The sequence below is a fragment of the Collinsella aerofaciens genome (assembly GCF_015553355.1).
Classification (GTDB): Bacteria; Actinomycetota; Coriobacteriia; order Coriobacteriales; family Coriobacteriaceae; genus Collinsella; species Collinsella aerofaciens_V.
In genome coordinates this window covers 40,697-58,984 of the sequence record NZ_JADNGN010000004.1, presented here as the reverse complement: position 1 = coordinate 58,984, position 18,288 = coordinate 40,697, and the positions used below count along the sequence as shown (strand labels likewise).

The following is an 18,288-nucleotide window of genomic DNA, read 5'->3' as shown; positions in this document are numbered from 1 at the left end:
ACTCCCCTACAGGATAAATCGAAGGACGTCGGAACGAAGCATATAGACAAACAGCAGCGCAAAGAGCGCGATGCCCACATAGCTCACAATCGTCTGGACCTTGAGCGGAAGCTCGCGGCCAGCAATCTTTTGAATGATCTCGATGACCAGCTTGCCGCCATCGAGTGGTGGGATGGGCAGCAGGTTCATAAAGCCAAGCGAGAACGAAATGAGGGCGGCAAACGAAAGGAACGTGGCAGGGCCGGCAGCAGCAGCCTGTGAGGACATAACGCTAATGCCCACAATCGAAGAAGACTGATCGAGAATCTCCATCGTATGCTGCGGCTGGAGCAGGCGCATCACGCCCTCCGCTGTCTGCACGACATAGGAGAACGAAAGGCGAGCCGACGTGATGGGGTCTAAACGGACCACCTGCGTAGAGGCATACACACCTAGGCGCTCGTCCTCTTTGAGCGCAACCGAGGTCGAATGCTGCTTGCCGTCGCGCTCATACTCAATGGCGATATCGTCCTTACCGGCGGCCTTGCCGATGGCATCGTAAACGTCCATCCAGGTAGAGCACGATACTCCGTCAACCGAAAGGATCGCGTCGCCGCCCTCGATACCCGCCTTGGCGGCAATAGACCCCTCGTCAACCTGACCGATCACGTTGGTATCCATCGGCACGGTGACACCCGCAATAGAATAGATGCTCATAAGCAGCAAAAAGCCCGTCAGGATATTGACGAGAATGCCCGCGAGCAGCATAAAGGCGCGCTTGAGAAAACCCTGGCCCAGATAGGTATGCGAACGCTCTTGCGCAAGGAACTCGGCTTCGCCGCACGGCAGCTCCCACACATCGCCCTCGGTAGTCGCATGCTCTCGATCGAAACGGCGGCCGTCAAAGGTGGTGAAACCCGCCGCGTCTCGCGGCAGCGTCTGATACTTGGTGGGATAGTAGCTCGGCGAGGGCTTCTCCCCTTCCTCATACCAAGGCGCGATAGAGCCCCAACCCAAGAGCAAGGCGCATGCCTCGAGCACAACCTCCTCGGATAGCTCGAGCTCGACAGCAAGGTCGGCCACGGTCACGCGACCATGACGATAGATAGCCGCGAGCACGCGGTCGGCACACGAGACGTCGGTCGGATCCATACCGCAAATGGCAGCGTAGCCACCCAACAGCAGCGGGGTCACGCCAAACTTGGTTCCAATGCGACGCGACGTGTAATGGATGTCAAAGCGGCACGGCAGGCCCAAAAAGAACTCGGTCACACGGACGCCGCAGGCACGCGCCGCCAAAAAGTGGCCGCCCTCGTGCAAAAACACGAGGACGGAAAGCATCAGCAGGCCCCAAAAGACCGATGAGAGAACGCTCAGAACAGTATCCATAAAACGAAAAAGCAATCCTTATGGTTAGGAACGGGTTGCGGCGAGCACCTGCGCAGCTTTTTCACGCGCCCACGCATCGATATCGTGAAGTTGCTCAAACGAATCGACCGCCTGCACATCGTGGGCATCCATGCAGGATTCCACAATGCGATCGATATCGGTAAAGCTGCAGCCATCGCGCAGGAAGGCATCGACGGCGACCTCGTTGGCGGCATTGAGCACGCACGGCATGGTGCCACCCGTCTTGCCGGCACGCTCGGCCAGTGCCAGACAGCGGAAGGTATCCATGTCGGCAGCATCAAACGTGAGCTGCCCCAACTCGCGAAAATCGATACGAGGCGCCGGAGTATCCCAACGCTCGGGATACGAGAACGCGAACTGGATGGGAATACGCATGTCGGAAGCACCGAGATGCGCCATCACGGAGCCGTCGGAGAACTCGACCATAGAGTGAATCTTGGACTGACGCTGCACGACCACGTTAATGAAATCGAGGTCGCAGTTAAACAGATGCATGGCCTCAATGCGCTCCAGGCCCTTGTTCATGAGGGTGGCGGAGTCGATGGTGATCTTGGCGCCCATGGCCCACGTGGGGTGTGCGAGGGCATCGGCACGCGTCACGCGGTCGAGCTCGTCGCGCGTGCGGCCAAAAAACGGACCGCCCGAGCAGGTGAGCCAAATACGATGAGCCTCGCGTGGGTTCTCCCCCAGATAGCACTGGAAGATGGCGGAGTGCTCAGAGTCGACTGGAATAAGCTGGCCCGGTTGCGCCAACGGCATAAGCAAGTCGCCACCGACGACGAGGGACTCCTTGTTGGCAAGGGCAAGGCGCTTATTTGAGGTCAAGGCCGCATGGCTCGCCTCGAGACCGGCGGCACCCACAATAGCGACGAGTACGCAGTCGACATCGTCGCGACGCGCGAGCTCGCAAACCGCCTGCGCGCCAAGGCCAAGCTTCGTTCCCTCGGGCAACTCCTGCAGCACGGCGTCATCGCCATGAGCGACATCGGCCACGGCAACCGCCGGAACCGAGAACTCGCGGGCAGCGGCAACAAGCTCGGAGGTGCTGGAGTTAACGGACAGCGCCGTCACCTGCAGGCGATCGGCATGCTGGCGGCACACATCAAGCGCCTGGGTGCCGATGGAGCCGGTACAACCCAGGATGGCAACACGGAGGCGTCCATCGGGGCCATACGTCGTCTGGAATGACATTACAGCACGCCTCCGATCATCAGCATCAGCTGCGCGGTGATGCAGCCGAAGATAAGCGAATCGCTACGATCGAGCATGCCGCCGTGGCCCGGGATAAGGTTGCCGGAATCCTTGACGCCCACACCGCGCTTGATGCGCGACTCGATAAGGTCGCCGATAACGCCCAGAATGGACACGACCACGCCGCACAGCAGCGCATAGGGCAGGCTGAGCTTGAAGAAATGCGTCGCCCACAGGATGAGCCAAATCAAAACCGAGCCCAGGATGCCGCCAACAAACCCCTCCCAGCTCTTTTTGGGAGAGATCTTGGGAACCATCTTGTGTTTGCCGATACGGCTACCCACGATATAGGCAAACGAATCGGAGACCCAGAGAGACGCGCAAACACCCACCGAAAGCAGGGCGCCGGCAAAACCGGGCACGGCATCGCGCAGCAGCACGATAGCCGACAGCATAAAACCGGTGTAGATGGGACCCATGAGTGTCACGGCAACATCGGATATGCGGGTACGCGGCGACCAGACATACCAAATGCCCACAGCGAGCATCAGGGCAAAAAGCAGGGCATTCAGCAGCATCGAATCGCCCAACGCCGACAGCGGAAAGAGCACGGCGGCAGCGATACCCATGCGCTCGTTAGCCATCTTGCCATCGAGCCTTGTCATACGGAAAAACTCATAGCAGCACAGACCGCTCATGACGGAAACAAAGATGGCCGTGGGCACGATACCCAAAACCAGGCACAGGATAAAGACAACGGCGTAGACGATACCGGCGGCGGCACGGGTAATAAAGCCCGCCAGCCACGAACCGGAACCGCTCTTCGCTGCAGGCGCTCCCGCAGTGGCAGCTTTACGCGCAGGCGTCTTGGGAGCAGATGCCTTGGGACGATCGGACACGATTAAGCCTCCTCGGTCTTGCTCAGTCCACCAAACCTACGGTCACGGCCCTGATAGGCCAAAATGGCGTCGACAAGGCCCCAACGATCAAAGTCGGGCCAATAGGTATCGGTGACGTAGAACTCGGAATAAGCTACCTGCCACAGCAGATAGTTCGAAAGGCGCAGCTCACCAGAGGTGCGAATCACAAGCTCAGGATCGGGAAGACCGGCGGTATAGAGGTGGGAAGCCACCATGTCGTCATCAATTGCGGCAGGATCGATCTTACCGGCGGCAACGTCGAGTGCGATCTGACGGACAGCGCGGGTAATCTCGGCACGCGCGCCGTAGTTGACGGCAAGCGCCAGCGTCATACCGGTGTGATCGGCGCACTCGGCAAGACCGCGTTCAAAAACGTCGCGGGTCTTCTTGGGCAGCGCGGAAATATCACCCAAAAAGACAACGCGCACGTTTTCGCGCTTCAGAAGCGGCAACTCGTCGATGAACGTCTTGGCAAACAGGTGCATCAAGACGTTGACCTCATGCTGCGGGCGGTTCCAGTTTTCGGTAGAAAACGCATAGGCCGAAAGCACGTCGACGCCCAGGCGCACGCAGGCGGTAATGATCTCGCGCAGCGAGACGATACCCGCCTTGTGGCCCTCAGTGCGTGCAAGACCGCGCGACGTGGCCCAACGACCGTTGCCGTCCATGATGCACGAGATATGGTGCGGAATGTTATTGAGGTCAAGGTCGGAAAAACCGACGCCCGCAGGGGCGTCGGCAAAGTACTCGACCAGTTTATGCTCGTCGTATTGCACCTTAGATCTCCATGACCTCGGCTTCTTTTTCCTTCAGAAGCTCCTCGACCTTGGCGACATACTCATCGGTGTGCTTCTGGACCTTGGCCTGCTCGCGACGGACATCGTCCTCGGTGAGCTCCTCATCGCGCTCGAGCTTGTTGTTGAAGTCGCGACGGATGTTACGGATAGACACCTTGGCCTGCTCGGCGTACTCGCGGCACTCCTTGACGAGCTCGCGACGGCGCTCCTCGGTGGGAGCCGGGAACGGAAGACGAACGACGGTGCCATCGGAGTTGGGGGTAATACCCAGATCGGAAGCGCCGATGGCCTTGACGATAGCATTGATGAGTGCCTTGTCCCACGGCTCGATGAGCAGCATGTGGGCCTCGGGGGTCTTGACGGCGGCAACCTGCGTGACCGGCGTGGGAACACCGTAATAATCGACGGTGATGTCGGACAGAATGTTGGCATTGGCGCGGCCGGTACGGACCTTGGAGAAGTTATGCTTGAGGGACTCGAGCGACTTGTCCATATGGGCGGTGATGTTCTCTGCCATGCTTAATCCTCCTGATAGACGAGCGTGCCGACGGGCTCACCCGCGAGCGCGCGCTTGACGGTGTCCTCGCCATCGATGTTGAGGACCAAAATCGGCATACGGTTATCCTGGCACAGTGCCGTAGCCGTGGAATCCATAACCTGCAGACCGCGGACGAGAACCTCGTGATAGGTAATCTTGTCAAAACGGACGGCATCGGCGCACTTGACGGGATCCTTGTCGTAGATGCCGTCAACCTTGGTGGCTTTAATCAGAATCTCGGCGCCGATCTCGCACGCACGAAGAGCCGCGGCGGTGTCGGTCGTAAAGTACGGATTGCCCGAACCGGCGGCAAAAATAACAACGTTGCCCTTGGAAAGGTGGTTGATGGCGCGACGGCGAATATAGGGCTCGCAGATCTCGTTCATCTGGATAGCGCTCATAACGCGGCAGGGAACATCGTTGTGCTCGAAGGCATCCTGCAGGGCGAGCGCGTTCATAACGGTTGCCAGCATGCCCATGTAGTCGGCCTGAGCACGCTCCATGCCACCGGCAGCGCCGGCCATGCCGCGGAAAATATTACCGCCGCCGACAACGACGCCGACCTCATGGCCAACGACGAGCAGCTCCTTGACCTGCTTGGCAAGATGGTCGGTAACCTTGGGGTCGATGCCATATTGGCCGTCGCCCATGAGTGCTTCGCCGGAAAGCTTAAGAAGCACGCGTTTATATCGGATGTCGGACAAAGCGATCCTCCTTTAATTAGACTCTCAATATGATATCAAAGGCTCTCATAAGAGCCATGAAAAAGCAGGCTGTGAGTAAAACCCACAGCCTGCTCATTACCAGCTACAAGAGCTTATTTACTCGCCACGGACCAGACGGTCAAAGGCAACGACGGTAATGGTGTCGCCGAGCTCCTTGGAGACCTGCTCAGCGTACTTCTTGATGGTGAGGGAGCTGTCCTTGATGAACTCCTGCTCGGTGAGCACGGACTGCTTGTAGAACTTCTCCAGACGGCCGACAGCCATCTTCTCCTGGATAGCCTCGGGCTTGCCGGACTCGGCAGCCTGGGCCATGTAGATCTGCTTCTCGTGCTCGACGGTCTCGGCCGGAACCTGATCGCGGGTAGCGCAGATCGGGGCGACGGCGGCAACCTGAAGGGCAACGTCGTGAGCGAAGGTCTTGAAGGACTCAGCCTGAGCGGTCTCGGCCTTCTCGAAAGCGAACTCGACGAGGACGCCGATCTTACCACCCATGTGGATGTAAGAAGCGAGCGCGCCGTTCTCAGCCTTGCGGGCAGCGAAGCGGGAGATCTTCATGTTCTCGCCCATGATGTGAATCATCTCGGTGAGCTCGGAGGAAACGGTCTCCTCGCCCATCGGCTTCTCGAGCAGAGCGTCGACGTCAGCAGGCTCGGTGGTAGCGACAACCTCAGCGACCTTGGAAGCAAAGCCGGTGAACTTGGCGTTGGAGCCAACGAAGTCGGTCTCGCAGGAGAGCTCGAGCAGAGCGCCGGTCTTGCCATCCTCGGAGACGAACGCGGCGACAGCGCCCTCGTTGGTCTCACGGCCAGCCTTCTTGGCAGCCTTGGCAAGGCCGTTCTTACGCAGAACGTCGACAGCGGCGTCCATGTCGCCGTCAGCCTCGACGAGAGCCTTCTTGCACTCCATCATCGGGGAGTCGGTCATCTCGCGGAGCTGCTTGACCATAGCGGCGGTAATCTGGGCCATTGTGGTTCCTTTCAAAGAGATGAAAAAGAATTAACTAAGACTGATTTACTCGGCCTTGGGCTCAGCGGCCATCTCGGCCTCGGAGACCTGCTCCTTGCCGGAGCCAGCGAGGCAGGCGTCAGCCATGAGCTCGCACATAAGGGTGACAGCGGAGATAGCGTCATCGTTGCAGGGGATGCTGTACTCGACCTCGTCGGGATCGGAGTTGGTGTCGATCAGAGCGACGACGGGGATGTTCAGGCGCTGGGCCTCCTTGATGGCGTTCTCCTCGCGCTTGGTGTCGATGACGAAGAGAGCCTGGGGCAGACCCTTCATGTCGCGGGCGCCACCGAGGTTGGTCTGGAGCTTGGTGAGCTCCTTGCCGAGAACAGCCTGCTCCTTCTTGGGCAGAACAGCCATGCGTCCGTCCTCGACCATGGCCTCGAGCTCCTCCATGCGGTTGATGCGGGAGCGGATGGTGACGAAGTTGGTCAGCATGCCGCCGAGCCAACGCTGGTTGATGTAAGGCATGTTGGCGCGCTCAGCAGCGTTCTTGACGGCCTCCTGAGCCTGCTTCTTGGTGCCGACGAACAGCACGTTGCCGCCCTTGGCGACGTTCTTGACGAAGGTGTAGGCCTGGTCGGCGTCGAGGATGGTCTGCTTGAGGTCGAGGATGTAGATGCCGTTGCGCTCACCGAAGATGAACGGCTTCATCTTGGGGTTCCAGCGACGGGTCTGGTGACCGAAGTGGCAGCCGGCCTCGAGCAGGGTGCGGATATTAATCTTGGTAGCCATGTTAAACCTCCTGTGGTTTGCCTCCGCGCGGGGTCATCCTCCAAAACCAACCCGGACATGTGCTACCAAAGCCCGGGCACCACGGTATGAAGTAGCCGCGCGTGCGTGATAAAAACATGTTGCCGTGAAGCAACCCGATGAATGATAGCAGGAATGCCTCTTCCTGCCAACCCGCAATCAAAACCACACACCTGAGTGCGGCGCGGGACGTCCCAGCCACTATTCGCCGCGGGGATGGGCTTGAGCCACAGCCCGCTTAAGCCGATCGGGTGTGAGATGCGTGTAGATCTGCGTCGTGGACAGGCTCGCATGACCTAGCAGCTCTTGAACCGAGCGCAGGTCCGCACCGCCCTCGAGCAAGTCGGTCGCAAAGGTATGGCGCATCGCATGCGGGGCGATGTCAGCCGGAATGCCGGCAAACGTCGCCAGCGTATGGAACCGCCGCCGGAGCATCGCGGCGCTCATGCGATTGCCGCGCGCCGATATAAGCAGCGGATGCGGCCCGGTAGCGAGGTCGCGGCGCTTTGCCCGAGCGAGCAACTCCGGCCTCCCCTCTTCAATATAGAGACGCGTCACATCGAGCGCACGACGATACAGAGGAACGATGCGCTCCTTGCTTCCCTTGCCCCACAGGCGCAGCGTGCGCTCGGACCATGAGATGGATTCCACATTGAGCGCCGAAAGCTCTGAGATGCGGGCACCCGAGGCATAGAGCAACTCGAGCATCGCCGCATCGCGCAGTCCCGCGGGCGTTGAGGTATCAGGCGTCTTGAGCAGCGCCTCGACCTGCTGGGTCGTAAGGACGCCCGGCAGGTCACGCGGCAGCTTGGGCGACGCGATCGCCGAGACCGCATCGCCCTCGACAATCCCCTCGGCAGCCATCCAGCGATAGAGCGAGCGAATGGAAGACAGATGCGCCGCAAGCGTTCGGGGAGCCACCTGCTCACGCGAAAGCTCGGCAAGATAGCGACGAATGGTGCGCACGTCGGCAGCGAAAGCATCGATATCCTCGCGCTCGCACCAGGCAGCAAAGCGCTCCAGTCTCGAGCCATAGGCAGTCACCGTGTTGGGAGAAAGCCCCTCGACACGTGCGATATAGGCGATAAACGAGTCGACGGTGTCGTACAGGTCAAAGGCTATGACCGGTCGCCTCCAAACAAATCGGGGCGAGTGGCCAGATAGGCATCAAGGGCCTCGAGCGCACGGTCCGCATAGGCCTGGTAGCGGTCGCGCTTGCTGCGGCGCTTACCATCCTCGAGTGGCGGCACCAGGCCAAAGTTGACATGCATGGGCTGATAGCCAACGGTGGCAGGATCGGTCGCATAGCCCACGAGCGCACCCAGGGCGCCCACACGCGGCAACTCGACGCCCGCGGCACCGATAGCATCGGCATAGGTGTTGAGCGCCGCGAGTAGACCGGTCGCCACGGCTTCCATGTACCCCTCGGTGCCGGTAATCTGACCGGCCAGGCGCACACCGGTACCGGGCACGGCAAAGGTGCCATCAAGCACGTGTGGGGCGTCGACAAAGGTATTGCGGTGCATGACACCGTAGCGGAAGAACTCAGCGTTCTCCAGGCCCGGCACCATATGGAAGATGCGCTTCTGCTCGCCAAAGGTCAAGTTGGTCTGGAAGCCCACCAGGTTATAGGCGGTCTTCTCCTTGTTCTCGGCACGCAGCTGAATCGCCGCCCAGGGGCGACGTCCGGTACGCGGGTCGGTGAGGCCGACGGGCTTCATGGCGCCAAAGCGAATAGCGTCCTTGCCGGTGCGTGCAACCTCCTCGGCAGGCTGGCAGGCCTGGAACAGATCGCCGCCCTCAAAATCCTTGAGCACCACGCGGTCGGCCGTGGTAAGCGCCTCGATAAAGGCCTCGTACTCCTCCTTGTTGAGCGGAGCGTTGAGATAGTCGCCGCTCCCCTGCTCCTCGTAGCGCGACTGCGAGAACAGCACGTCCATATCGAGCGTGGAGGCATCGACGATCGGCGCCGCGGCATCGAAGAACGCAAGGGCGTCGCCACCGACGAGCTTCATGACCTCTTCGCTCAGCGCCGGCGAGCACAAGGGGCCGGCGGCAATGACCACGTGACCCTCGGGAATCTGCGTGACCTCGCCGTGAATGATCTCGATATTGGAACGGGCGGCAACCTCGGCCTCGACAAGCTCGGAAAACTTGACGCGGTCGACCGCCAAGGCACCACCGGCGGGAACAGCGGCGCGATGGGCGCAATCGAGCAGGACTGAACCCATGCGCTCAAGCTCGGCCTTCAGCAAACCAGCCGCAGAATCCGGACGGGTCGACTTAAACGAATTGGAGCAGACGAGCTCTGCCAGGTGATCGGTATGGTGGGCCGGGGAGCTCACCTGGGGGCGCATCTCGCACAGCTTTACGGCAAACCCGCGGTCTGCCAGCTGGATCGCGCACTCCGAACCCGCCAGACCGCCACCGATAACCGTCACCTGATCGAACTGCATCTGCAAACACCTTTCTAATTGACACGTTTTCCATTGTGACCGAAGGGCGTCTGGGCGTGAAGGGCAAACTTGGAGGGCGCATACCTTCCATCCATCATGCGCTCGATAAGGCCCTCGAGTTCAAGCGAACCCAAGAGTTTGAGTACGCCGACTGCATCGAGCGACACGAGTGCCGCGATGTCGTCGACCTTGAGCGGAGAGGCGATGAGCGCATGCATCACGGTCTGCTGCATGGGGTCCAGATCGGCGATACCGGGCGCATCGGGACGCGAGTAGCGCAGGGTTCCGTAGATGCGTGAGATAGCCATCTCGATAGATTCCTCGTCGATGATGCAGCAGGCACCGTTCGCAATGAGGTAATTCGTGCCACGCGACTCGGGCGATAGGATCGACCCCGGCACGGCAAGAAGTTCGCGCCCCAAATCCATAGCAGCCTCGGCTGTAGAAAACGTCCCAGAAGGCATACCCGCCTCGGATACAAAGAGGGCTTGCGACAGGGCCGCGATCACGCGATTGCGGCGCGGAAAGGCGAACTTGCGCGGACCCATGCCCCACGGAGAGATCGACACGACCGCGCCACCCGTATCGAGCGTGCGCGTAATAAGCCCCGCGCTCGAACGCGGGTAGACCACGTCGGCGCCCGTCCCCAGCACCACGACGTGTTTGCCGCCGGCGTTGACCGCAGCCCAACCCGAGGCCTGGTCACAACCGACCGCGCCGCCCGAAACTACCGTCACTCCCGCCTCGACCGCCACCTTTGCCGCAAGCTCTGCCACGGCAAGACCATACGGCGAGGCCTTACGCGCGCCGATGATGGAGAGCGCGGGCGTCGAAAGCACCTCGGGGTTGCCACACACATAGAGCGTCTGGGGTACATCAGAAAGCTCCAAAACGGTCTCGGGATACAATGCATCACCTGGATGCAGCTCAAAGGTCCCCTCGGCCATCATTGGTCCCTCCTTCCCTGGTACATCGCCGCCTCGAGCACGTGGTCCTGCGTCACTTGCTCGCTCTCGGCGACGTCAGCGATTGTACGCGCGATACGCACCAGGCGTACGATGCCGCGGCCCGTGAGATGCGTGCGTTTGGATAGGCCGAGTACGCATTTCTTGGCAGCATCATCGAGCTCGAAGGTCGAAACGACGCCGTCAATGGACCGCGTCTCGTCATCCTCGGCCTCGGCATCCGCATCGTCCATACGGGACTCGCGCCAAGCGCGAAAAGCGCGACCGCGCACAACGTAGTCACGTAACTCGGCCGACGACATACCCTCTGCGCCCTCGATAATCACTTGAGGGTCGGGACGGGTCACATCGATCATCATGTCGATACGGTCGGCCAAAGGACCGCGCAGTTTAGACCGATAGCGCTCGACCATCGCCGCCGAGCAGCGACACGGCACCTCGCGATCGCCCAAAAAGCCGCAGGGGCAGGGATTGCTCGCAGCCAGCAGCTGAAAGCGCGACGGGAAGGTAAAAGCCCCATCGACGCGTACGATCCTCACGTAGCCGCGCTCGATAGGCTGTCTGAGCGTCTGCAGTACACCCGTGGGAAACTCGGCAAGCTCGTCCAAAAAGAGCACGCCGCCATGAGCAAGGCTGATCTCACCTGGGTGCACCGGGCGTCCTCCGCCAATGAGGCCCGCCGTTGAAATACTGTGATGGGGACTGCGGAAGGGCCGGTGCCCCGCCAACAAGCCATCAATGTTCTCACCCAAAACCGAATGGATGCACAGCGCCTCCTGTTGATCCTCAACGGAAAGCTCGGGCAGGATGCCGGTCATACGACGCGCGAGCATCGTCTTGCCCGATCCCGGGGACCCGATCATGAGCAAGCCGAGTTCTCCTGCCGCCGCAAGCGCCATGCCGCGTTTAGCGACTTCCTGCCCCAGTACGTCGGCATAGTCGAGCTCAGGCTCAAAGGTCGCCTCGACGCCCTCAGAATCCAGGTAGTGCCGCGCGGCATCGCCCATACCATGAGCAAGCTGAGACAAATGATCGATAAATCCGCAGTCAACGCCAGCAAGCGGCACATGCTGGTCGGACCTGCCGGCGATAAAAGACAGCCCCATGTCGCGAGCCAGCAGCTGAAACGCCACCTCGCCCTTGACGGGAAGCACCGTACCGTCCAGACCAAGCTCACCTGCGATAAGGCAGCGATCGAGGTTGTCACGGGGAATCTGCCCATCGGCCGCTAGAACCGCGATGGCGATGGGCAGGTCAAAGCCGCTACCGGTCTTGCGGATATCGCCGGGTGCCAGGTTAACGGTAATGCCCGAGCGCGGGATCTCGAACCCGGCGGAGCGCATCGCGCAGCGAATACGACCACGTGACTCCATCACCTCCATACTCGGAATGCCGAGCATCTGGATGCCCGGAACGCCACCGGCAAGCGAGACCTCGACCGTGACGTGAATCGCCTCGACGCCGCGGATGCAGGCCGCGTGAACGGCAAACGTCTCGAACGCCATCACGACACCTGCCAATCGAACGCGTTGTACTGGTGCTCGATCTCGGCGATATGTCCGCCGCGAATGGTGACGCCCACGGCATCGAAGCGAATCGCCTTGAGCGGATAATGCTCCATGAGATAGCAACTTGCGATGCGGCGGTAGCGGCGTTGCTTTTGGGCGTCCACGGCCTCCTCGGGAAAGACCCGCGTGCTGCAATCCAGTGCGACGCGTCTGGTCTTGACCTCGGCCATCACCACGACATCGTCGAGCTCATCGAGCAGCACCAGATCGGCCTCGCCCTCGGTGCAACGATAACCCTGCTCCAGCAAGGTGTAGCCGCGCTCGTTAAAGTAGTCGATGGTGATCAGCTCGCCCAGCATGCCCAGCTCGCGGGGACTGAGTCCCTTGATAAACTCGGGCGTCATCGCCCCGCAGTCGAGCTCGCCGTTTTCCCAACGCTCCTTGAGCTGCTGCGTCTTGCTCTTTTTGCTTGCGGCACTCATGGGGTCTCCTTTCCCGCACACTGCATTGCCCCGATGATGAGGGCACCTTTCATGCGGGTAAGTACCGGAAGCAAACCAAAAGCTGACCAAATGCCTTCAAAAAACGGGCCGTACGCAGCAATGGTGTTGCATACGGCCCGCTACCAGCAGGTTTATAAAACCCCAGAGGTCCCTGTCTCCACAATTGGCCTAGAAAAGGCGCTCAGTCTGCAGAAAGTTTCCGCAAAAGCTCACGCGGTGCAGCGGACAAAGTCCATGTTTGCGAATGGCCTCGATATGCTCGGGGCTTGCATAGCCCTTCGACTCGGCCAGATGGTACTCGGGGTACTCGGCGTCGTACTCGACCATCATCTCGTCACGCGTGACCTTGGCCATGATGGACGCCGCGGCGATGCAGGCGATCTTGGCATCGCCCTTCACCACATCGCGCTCGTTAGGAACGGCGCCCAAGGGGTTGCCATCCATAAGCACGCAATCGGGCTCGAGCCCCGTATCGGCCACGGCGCCTGCAACGGCGGTACGGATAGCACGGGCCATGCCCATCTCATCGATATCCTTAGGCGCGATATGACAAAAACCGATCGCCGTCGCCACCTCGGCAATCTTCACTGAGAGCAACTCACGGCGCGCCGGCGTGAGCTTTTTGGAATCGTTGATGCCCCAGACGCGCGGCTCCATAGGAAGGCAGACAGCGCATACCGTCAAAGGACCGGCCACCGATCCGCGACCCACCTCGTCGACACCAACGACCACCCCATCGCCGCCAAGCTCATGCATAAGCTCGTACATGTCATTGACGCGCTCGCGCTCGGCAAGCTCTTTGGCATGGCGTTTGAGGGCGCGTTCGCAAGCCTTGATCACCTGCTGGCGCGGATCCTCGCGATAATGCTCCACGAGGGCGGGAATCTCCTCAAACGTAGCGCTCGCCAGCTCGCCAGCAACTTGCGATGCCGAAACCGAGCTCGTCATATTGGCCATACCAGGCCCTCCTTGCATGCAAATCGGATAAAAAGAAGGGCCACCCGAAGGTGACCCTTACGTCCAAACGAGTGGACAGACGCTGCGATCTTCTTAGCGCTTCTCGGGGATGCGAGCAGCCTTGCCCACCTTGTCGCGGAGGTAGTACAGCTTGGCGCGACGGACGCGACCATGACGAACGACCTCGAGCTTGGCGATCTTGGGGCTGTGAAGCGGGAAGGTACGCTCAACACCGACACCGAAGGACATCTTGCGGACGGTGAAGGTCTCGCGGGCACCGGCGCCGGCCATGCGGATGACGTCGCCCTGGAAGACCTGGATGCGCTCGCGGTCGCCTTCCTTAATGCGGTAGTGAACCTTGACGTTGTCGGCGACGCGAACCTGAGGAATGTCCTCGCGGATCTGCTGACGCTCGATTGCGCGGATGTAATCCATGTGCAATTCCTTACTCTTCTAGAGGTGCCGTACCACCATGGCCGGCACGTAGTTGAACAAACGTATTCGAGTATACACGCGCGGGTTTCTGCTGCAAGAACAATTTTTTACGCAGACAAAAAGACAAAACCCGCACATGATAACCGCCCGTCTCACAAATGAGACGGGCGGCATGAAGGGGGGCTACACTAGGCGTCTACGCCCAAAACGTTAGGCGGGACGCTTGGCCTCGAGCTTGGCCTGGGCGGCAGCCAAGCGCGCGAGGGGCACGCGGTAGGGCGAGCAGGACACGTAGTCCACGTCGGCCACGTTAAACAGGCCCTTGATGGACTTGGGGTCGCCGCCGTGCTCACCGCACACGCCAAAGTGCATGTCGGGGTTGGTGGCACGGCCCTTCTCGACGGCCATGCGCACCAGCTCGAGTACTGCCGTATCGATGGTCTCGAAGGGGTTGTCCTTCAGAATCTTCTTATGCATGTACAGCGGGATGAACTTAGCCTCGGCGTCGTCACGCGAGAAACCGAAGGTCGTCTGGGTGAGGTCGTTGGTGCCAAAGCAGAAGAAGTCGGCATGGTGGGCGATCTCGTCAGCGACCATGCAGGCGCGCGGCAGCTCGAGCATCGTGCCCACGGGAATATTGAGCTCGACGCCTTCTTCGACGGAAACCTCGGCGATCACGCGCTCGATGACCTCGCGGGTCTGGACGTGCTCGGCCGTGATGGAGACGAGCGGAACCATGATCTCGGGACGCGGGTCGACGCCCTCCTTGATAAGGCAGGCAGCAGCCGTGGCGACGGCGCGAACCTGCATGAGCGGCAGATCGCTAAAGACGACGGATAGGCGCACGCCGCGCAGGCCGAGCATCGGGTTGGACTCGACCATGCCGTCGATGCGACGCAGGCGGGCGCGCAGGGCGGCAAGCTCTTCCTCGCTGGCGCCAGCGGCCTCCTTCTTGGTGATGGCAACCTCGAACTCGCGAGGATTATCCAGGAACTCATGAAGCGGCGGATCGAGCAGACGAACGACCACATCGCGACCGGACATGGTCTTGAACATGGCCAGGAAGTCCTCCGTCTGAACCTTGAGCAGATCGGCGAGGGCCCGCTGCTTCACGGCCTCATCGTCGGACAGTATAAAGCTCTGGATGATGTTCTTACGGTCGCCCAGGAACATGTGCTCGGTGCGGCACAGGCCAATAGCCTCGGCGCCAAACTCGAGTGCGAGCTCGGCATCCTCAGGGTTGTCGGCGTTGACGCGCACATGGTTGGCGTGGCCACAGGTCTCGTCCAGGCGAATCTCGTCGGCCCAGGACAGGATGGTGTCCAGATCGCCAGTGAGCTCGGCGGAGACCAGGTCGACGGGACCGTCGACGACGATGCCCTGGGTGCCGTCGATGGAGATGATGTCGCCCTCGTGCAGCACGCGGTCGCTGCCCTCGATGCGCACGACCTTCTCGGCGGCATCGATGTGGAAGCGCTCAACGCCGCAGACGCAGGGCGTACCCATACCGCGGGCGATAACAGCGGCATGGCTCGTCTTGCCACCGTGGCTGGTCAGGATGCCCTCGGCGGCGACCATGCCCTTCAAGTCGTCGGGGTTGGTCTCCCAACGGACCAAGATAACCTTATGACCCTCGTTTGCGCGCGCGACGGCGTCATCGCTCGAGAACACGACCTCGCCCACGGCGGCGCCGGGGCTGGCGTTCAGACCGCTGGCCAGCGCCTCGTACCTCTTGGAGGCGTCAAACTGCGGGTGCAGGAGCTGGTCGAGTTGCGCGGGATCGATACGGCTCACGGCCTCTTCGCGGGTGATCAGGCCTTCCTCGACCATTTCGATGGCGATGCGCAGGGCGGCGGTGGCAGTGCGCTTGCCCACGCGGGTCTGGAGCATCCAGAGCTTGCCCTGCTCGATGGTGAACTCGATATCGCACATATCGCGGTAATGGTCCTCGAGCGTCAGGAACACGCGCTCGAGCTCCTCACCTGCAGACTCGAGGCCCGGGGTGGCCTTGAGGTCGGCGATGGGCTCGGTGTTGCGGATACCGGCGACGACGTCCTCGCCCTGGGCGTTGACCAAAAAGTCACCGTAGAACTCCTTGGTGCCGTCGGCCGGATTACGCGTAAAGGCGACGCCCGTCGCAGAGGTCTCGCCCTTGTTGCCAAAGGCCATGGCCTGTACGTTGACGGCGGTGCCGAGGTCGTCGGAAATGCCATGCTGCTTGCGGTAGATGCAGGCACGCTCGTTCATCCAGCTGCCAAAGACGGCCTGGATTGCAAGGCGTAGCTGAAGCTCCGGGTCGTGCGGGAAAACGGGCTTGCCGTCAGCGACCTCGAGCTCGGGATACAGGGAGGCATCGACGTTCTCGGAGAAGATGCCCTTAAAGGTCTCGACGAGTTCCTGCAGGTCCTCGGCCGAAAGCTCGGAATCGACGCGAACGCCGGCGACCAGACGGGCCTGGGTCAGGGCGTTCTCGAACAGGTCGGCGTCAACGCCCATGACGACATTGGAAAACATCTGGATAAAGCGGCGGTAGCTATCCCAGGCAAAACGCGGGTTCTGCGTCTGCGCGATGAGGCCCTGGACGGAATCGTCATTGAGGCCCAAGTTGAGGACCGTGTCCATCATACCGGGCATGGAGAACGGAGCGCCCGAGCGAACCGACACGAGCAGCGGATCGGAGGCGTCGCCGAGCTTCTTGCCGCAGCGGGTCTCGAGGTCCGCCTCGGCAGCAACGATCTCATCGAGTGCGCCCCCGGGCCACACGTTGCCGGCACCGGAGTACTCGACGCAAGTCTGGCAGGTAATGGTAAAGCCACCGGGAACCGGCAGGCCGATGCGGCTCATCTCGGCAAGGTTTGCGCCCTTGCCGCCAAGCACGAAGTTCATGGACTTGTCGCCCTCAGTGACACAGGTGCCCTGGGCGTCGGTTCCAAAACGGTAAACCCTCTTGCAATCGCTCACGATACTTCCCCTTCCATGCACTTACGCGCACGACCGTGGTAACGAATCGACCCACCGGATGCGGGCCGTGAGGGAACTATACGGCGCGTTTTGGGCAGGCTTGAGCAGAGGGTGCGCGGTTTGGTAAACGTGCTAAAACTGGCGGTAAACGGTAGATAAAGGTGGTTACCTTATGAAGATACCACTGCAAGAGAAATGCGGGTCAGATGCAAGTTTCTTGCTAAATCGCTTTATCATTATCGTGCATTATTTTGAGGTAGTCTATTTAGGACGGGGCTTTTTAACTACTCCAATGAGCTAACTTTGCTGCACTCGACTGGCGGCGCGGCGGGCGCGGGCTTCTTGGATTTCCTCCAAGTGGCTAATGATCTCGGCAGCGCTTTCCTCGATGGCCTTGCCGTCGGTACGCACCACAAAGCAGCCTAGGCGCTTCATGAGGGCACGAGCTTCCTCGAGCTCGCTGCGCACGCTCTCGGGCTCGGCATAGGAGCCGGCAACGGCACGGGCGTAGTCATCGCCCAAGCGGCTATCGCGAATCTCGGAAATAACGTCGACGGTCGAAATCAGGCCAAACAAACGCATCGGGTCGACCTCGTAAATTGACTTGGGCGGCTCCATGCCATGGGCCAACGGAACATTGGCAACCTTGTAACCTTGAAAGGCCAAAAACATCGACAGCGGCGTCTTGGACGTGCGCGATACGCCCAGCAGCACGATATCGGCTCCCGAAAGGTCGTCGCAGCCGCGTCCATCATCGTGCTCAACGAAATATTCCATGGCCTCGATACGATGGAAATAGCGGTCATCGGTCCTGTGAATCACGCCCGCAACGCCTTTGGGCGGCACACCGATGAGCGACGACAGCACGGCGAGCGTCGGGCCGATCAGGTCGACCGAGCGAATATGCAGCATGCCCAGGTAATCGAGCACACGAGCACGTAGCGCCGGGTCGACGATGGTATGGAACACGGCGATATCGCGATGGTCGGCATCGACGCGCGGCCCCACAAATGACTTGACCTGCTCCACAGAAGTCACCTTAGGCAGGCGCAAAACACAAAAAGCCCCTTCATCAAATTGCCCGGACGCCGCAAGCACCACCTCACAAGCGGTATCACCGAGCGAGTCGGAGATAACGATAACGGTGGGACGAGCGGTGACCGGGCAATCCATGCGGGGCTCCTT

The 18,288-nt window shown here is 60.7% G+C and carries 17 protein-coding genes; all 17 read right to left on the bottom strand.

Features of this window, described 5'->3' with window-relative positions:
* Window positions 1–6 precede the first annotated feature (6 nt).
* Window positions 7–1,368, bottom strand: a complete 1,362-nt coding sequence (locus I2D57_RS02180; protein WP_195361309.1) for a M50 family metallopeptidase — start codon at window positions 1,366–1,368, stop codon at window positions 7–9.
* Between the two features lie 24 nt (window positions 1,369–1,392).
* Window positions 1,393–2,580, bottom strand: a complete 1,188-nt coding sequence (gene dxr / locus I2D57_RS02175) for a 1-deoxy-D-xylulose-5-phosphate reductoisomerase (protein WP_195361308.1) — start codon at window positions 2,578–2,580, stop codon at window positions 1,393–1,395.
* On the bottom strand, window positions 2,580–3,479 hold the full coding sequence (locus tag I2D57_RS02170; RefSeq protein WP_253276017.1) for a phosphatidate cytidylyltransferase: 900 nt from the start codon (window positions 3,477–3,479) through the stop codon (window positions 2,580–2,582). The genes dxr and I2D57_RS02170 overlap by 1 nt, the downstream gene beginning before the upstream one ends.
* A 2-nt stretch (window positions 3,480–3,481) precedes the next feature.
* Window positions 3,482–4,276, bottom strand: a complete 795-nt coding sequence (locus tag I2D57_RS02165; protein ID WP_055285137.1) for an isoprenyl transferase — start codon at window positions 4,274–4,276, stop codon at window positions 3,482–3,484.
* 1 nt (window position 4,277) lies between these two features.
* Entirely contained in the window at window positions 4,278–4,814 is a 537-nt protein-coding gene (gene frr, locus I2D57_RS02160) for a ribosome recycling factor (RefSeq protein ID WP_006236112.1), read from the bottom strand.
* A 2-nt stretch (window positions 4,815–4,816) separates the two neighbouring features.
* Entirely contained in the window at window positions 4,817–5,539 is a 723-nt protein-coding gene (gene pyrH / locus I2D57_RS02155) for a UMP kinase (RefSeq protein ID WP_195361307.1), read from the bottom strand.
* Window positions 5,540–5,656: 117 nt separating this feature from the next.
* Window positions 5,657–6,526 carry a translation elongation factor Ts gene (tsf, locus tag I2D57_RS02150; protein ID WP_022094736.1) on the bottom strand — a complete coding sequence of 290 codons (870 nt, stop codon included), beginning with the start codon at window positions 6,524–6,526 and terminating at the stop codon, window positions 5,657–5,659.
* Between the two features lie 45 nt (window positions 6,527–6,571).
* Complete coding sequence (gene rpsB, locus I2D57_RS02145) at window positions 6,572–7,300, bottom strand: 30S ribosomal protein S2 (RefSeq protein WP_195361306.1); 729 nt, start codon at window positions 7,298–7,300, stop codon at window positions 6,572–6,574.
* A 219-nt stretch (window positions 7,301–7,519) separates the two neighbouring features.
* Complete coding sequence (locus I2D57_RS02140) at window positions 7,520–8,428, bottom strand: tyrosine recombinase (protein ID WP_229055575.1); 909 nt, start codon at window positions 8,426–8,428, stop codon at window positions 7,520–7,522.
* An 8-nt stretch (window positions 8,429–8,436) separates the two neighbouring features.
* Window positions 8,437–9,774: a methylenetetrahydrofolate--tRNA-(uracil(54)-C(5))-methyltransferase (FADH(2)-oxidizing) TrmFO gene (gene trmFO, locus I2D57_RS02135; protein WP_195361305.1), complete on the bottom strand. Its 1,338-nt coding sequence runs from the start codon at window positions 9,772–9,774 to the stop codon at window positions 8,437–8,439.
* 14 nt (window positions 9,775–9,788) lie between these two features.
* Window positions 9,789–10,721 (bottom strand): DNA-processing protein DprA, encoded by a 933-nt coding sequence (locus I2D57_RS02130; protein WP_195361304.1) that lies wholly within the window; start codon window positions 10,719–10,721, stop codon window positions 9,789–9,791.
* On the bottom strand, window positions 10,721–12,244 hold the full coding sequence (locus I2D57_RS02125; RefSeq protein ID WP_195361303.1) for a YifB family Mg chelatase-like AAA ATPase: 1,524 nt from the start codon (window positions 12,242–12,244) through the stop codon (window positions 10,721–10,723). Before I2D57_RS02125 ends, I2D57_RS02130 begins: the two co-directional genes overlap by 1 nt.
* Window positions 12,244–12,729 carry a YraN family protein gene (locus tag I2D57_RS02120; RefSeq protein WP_035138570.1) on the bottom strand — a complete coding sequence of 162 codons (486 nt, stop codon included), beginning with the start codon at window positions 12,727–12,729 and terminating at the stop codon, window positions 12,244–12,246. The genes I2D57_RS02125 and I2D57_RS02120 overlap by 1 nt, the downstream gene beginning before the upstream one ends.
* A 189-nt stretch (window positions 12,730–12,918) precedes the next feature.
* The gene (locus I2D57_RS02115) at window positions 12,919–13,707 is read right to left on the bottom strand and encodes a ribonuclease HII (protein ID WP_055250018.1); all 789 of its coding nucleotides are present in this window, start codon (window positions 13,705–13,707) and stop codon (window positions 12,919–12,921) included.
* Between the two features lie 93 nt (window positions 13,708–13,800).
* Window positions 13,801–14,142, bottom strand: a complete 342-nt coding sequence (gene rplS, locus I2D57_RS02110) for a 50S ribosomal protein L19 (protein WP_006236098.1) — start codon at window positions 14,140–14,142, stop codon at window positions 13,801–13,803.
* A 210-nt stretch (window positions 14,143–14,352) separates the two neighbouring features.
* The gene (gene ppdK, locus I2D57_RS02105; protein ID WP_271748230.1) at window positions 14,353–17,103 is read right to left on the bottom strand and encodes a pyruvate, phosphate dikinase; all 2,751 of its coding nucleotides are present in this window, start codon (window positions 17,101–17,103) and stop codon (window positions 14,353–14,355) included.
* A 297-nt stretch (window positions 17,104–17,400) separates the two neighbouring features.
* Window positions 17,401–18,276: a pyruvate, water dikinase regulatory protein gene (locus I2D57_RS02100; RefSeq protein ID WP_195361302.1), complete on the bottom strand. Its 876-nt coding sequence runs from the start codon at window positions 18,274–18,276 to the stop codon at window positions 17,401–17,403.
* Window positions 18,277–18,288 lie beyond the last annotated feature (12 nt).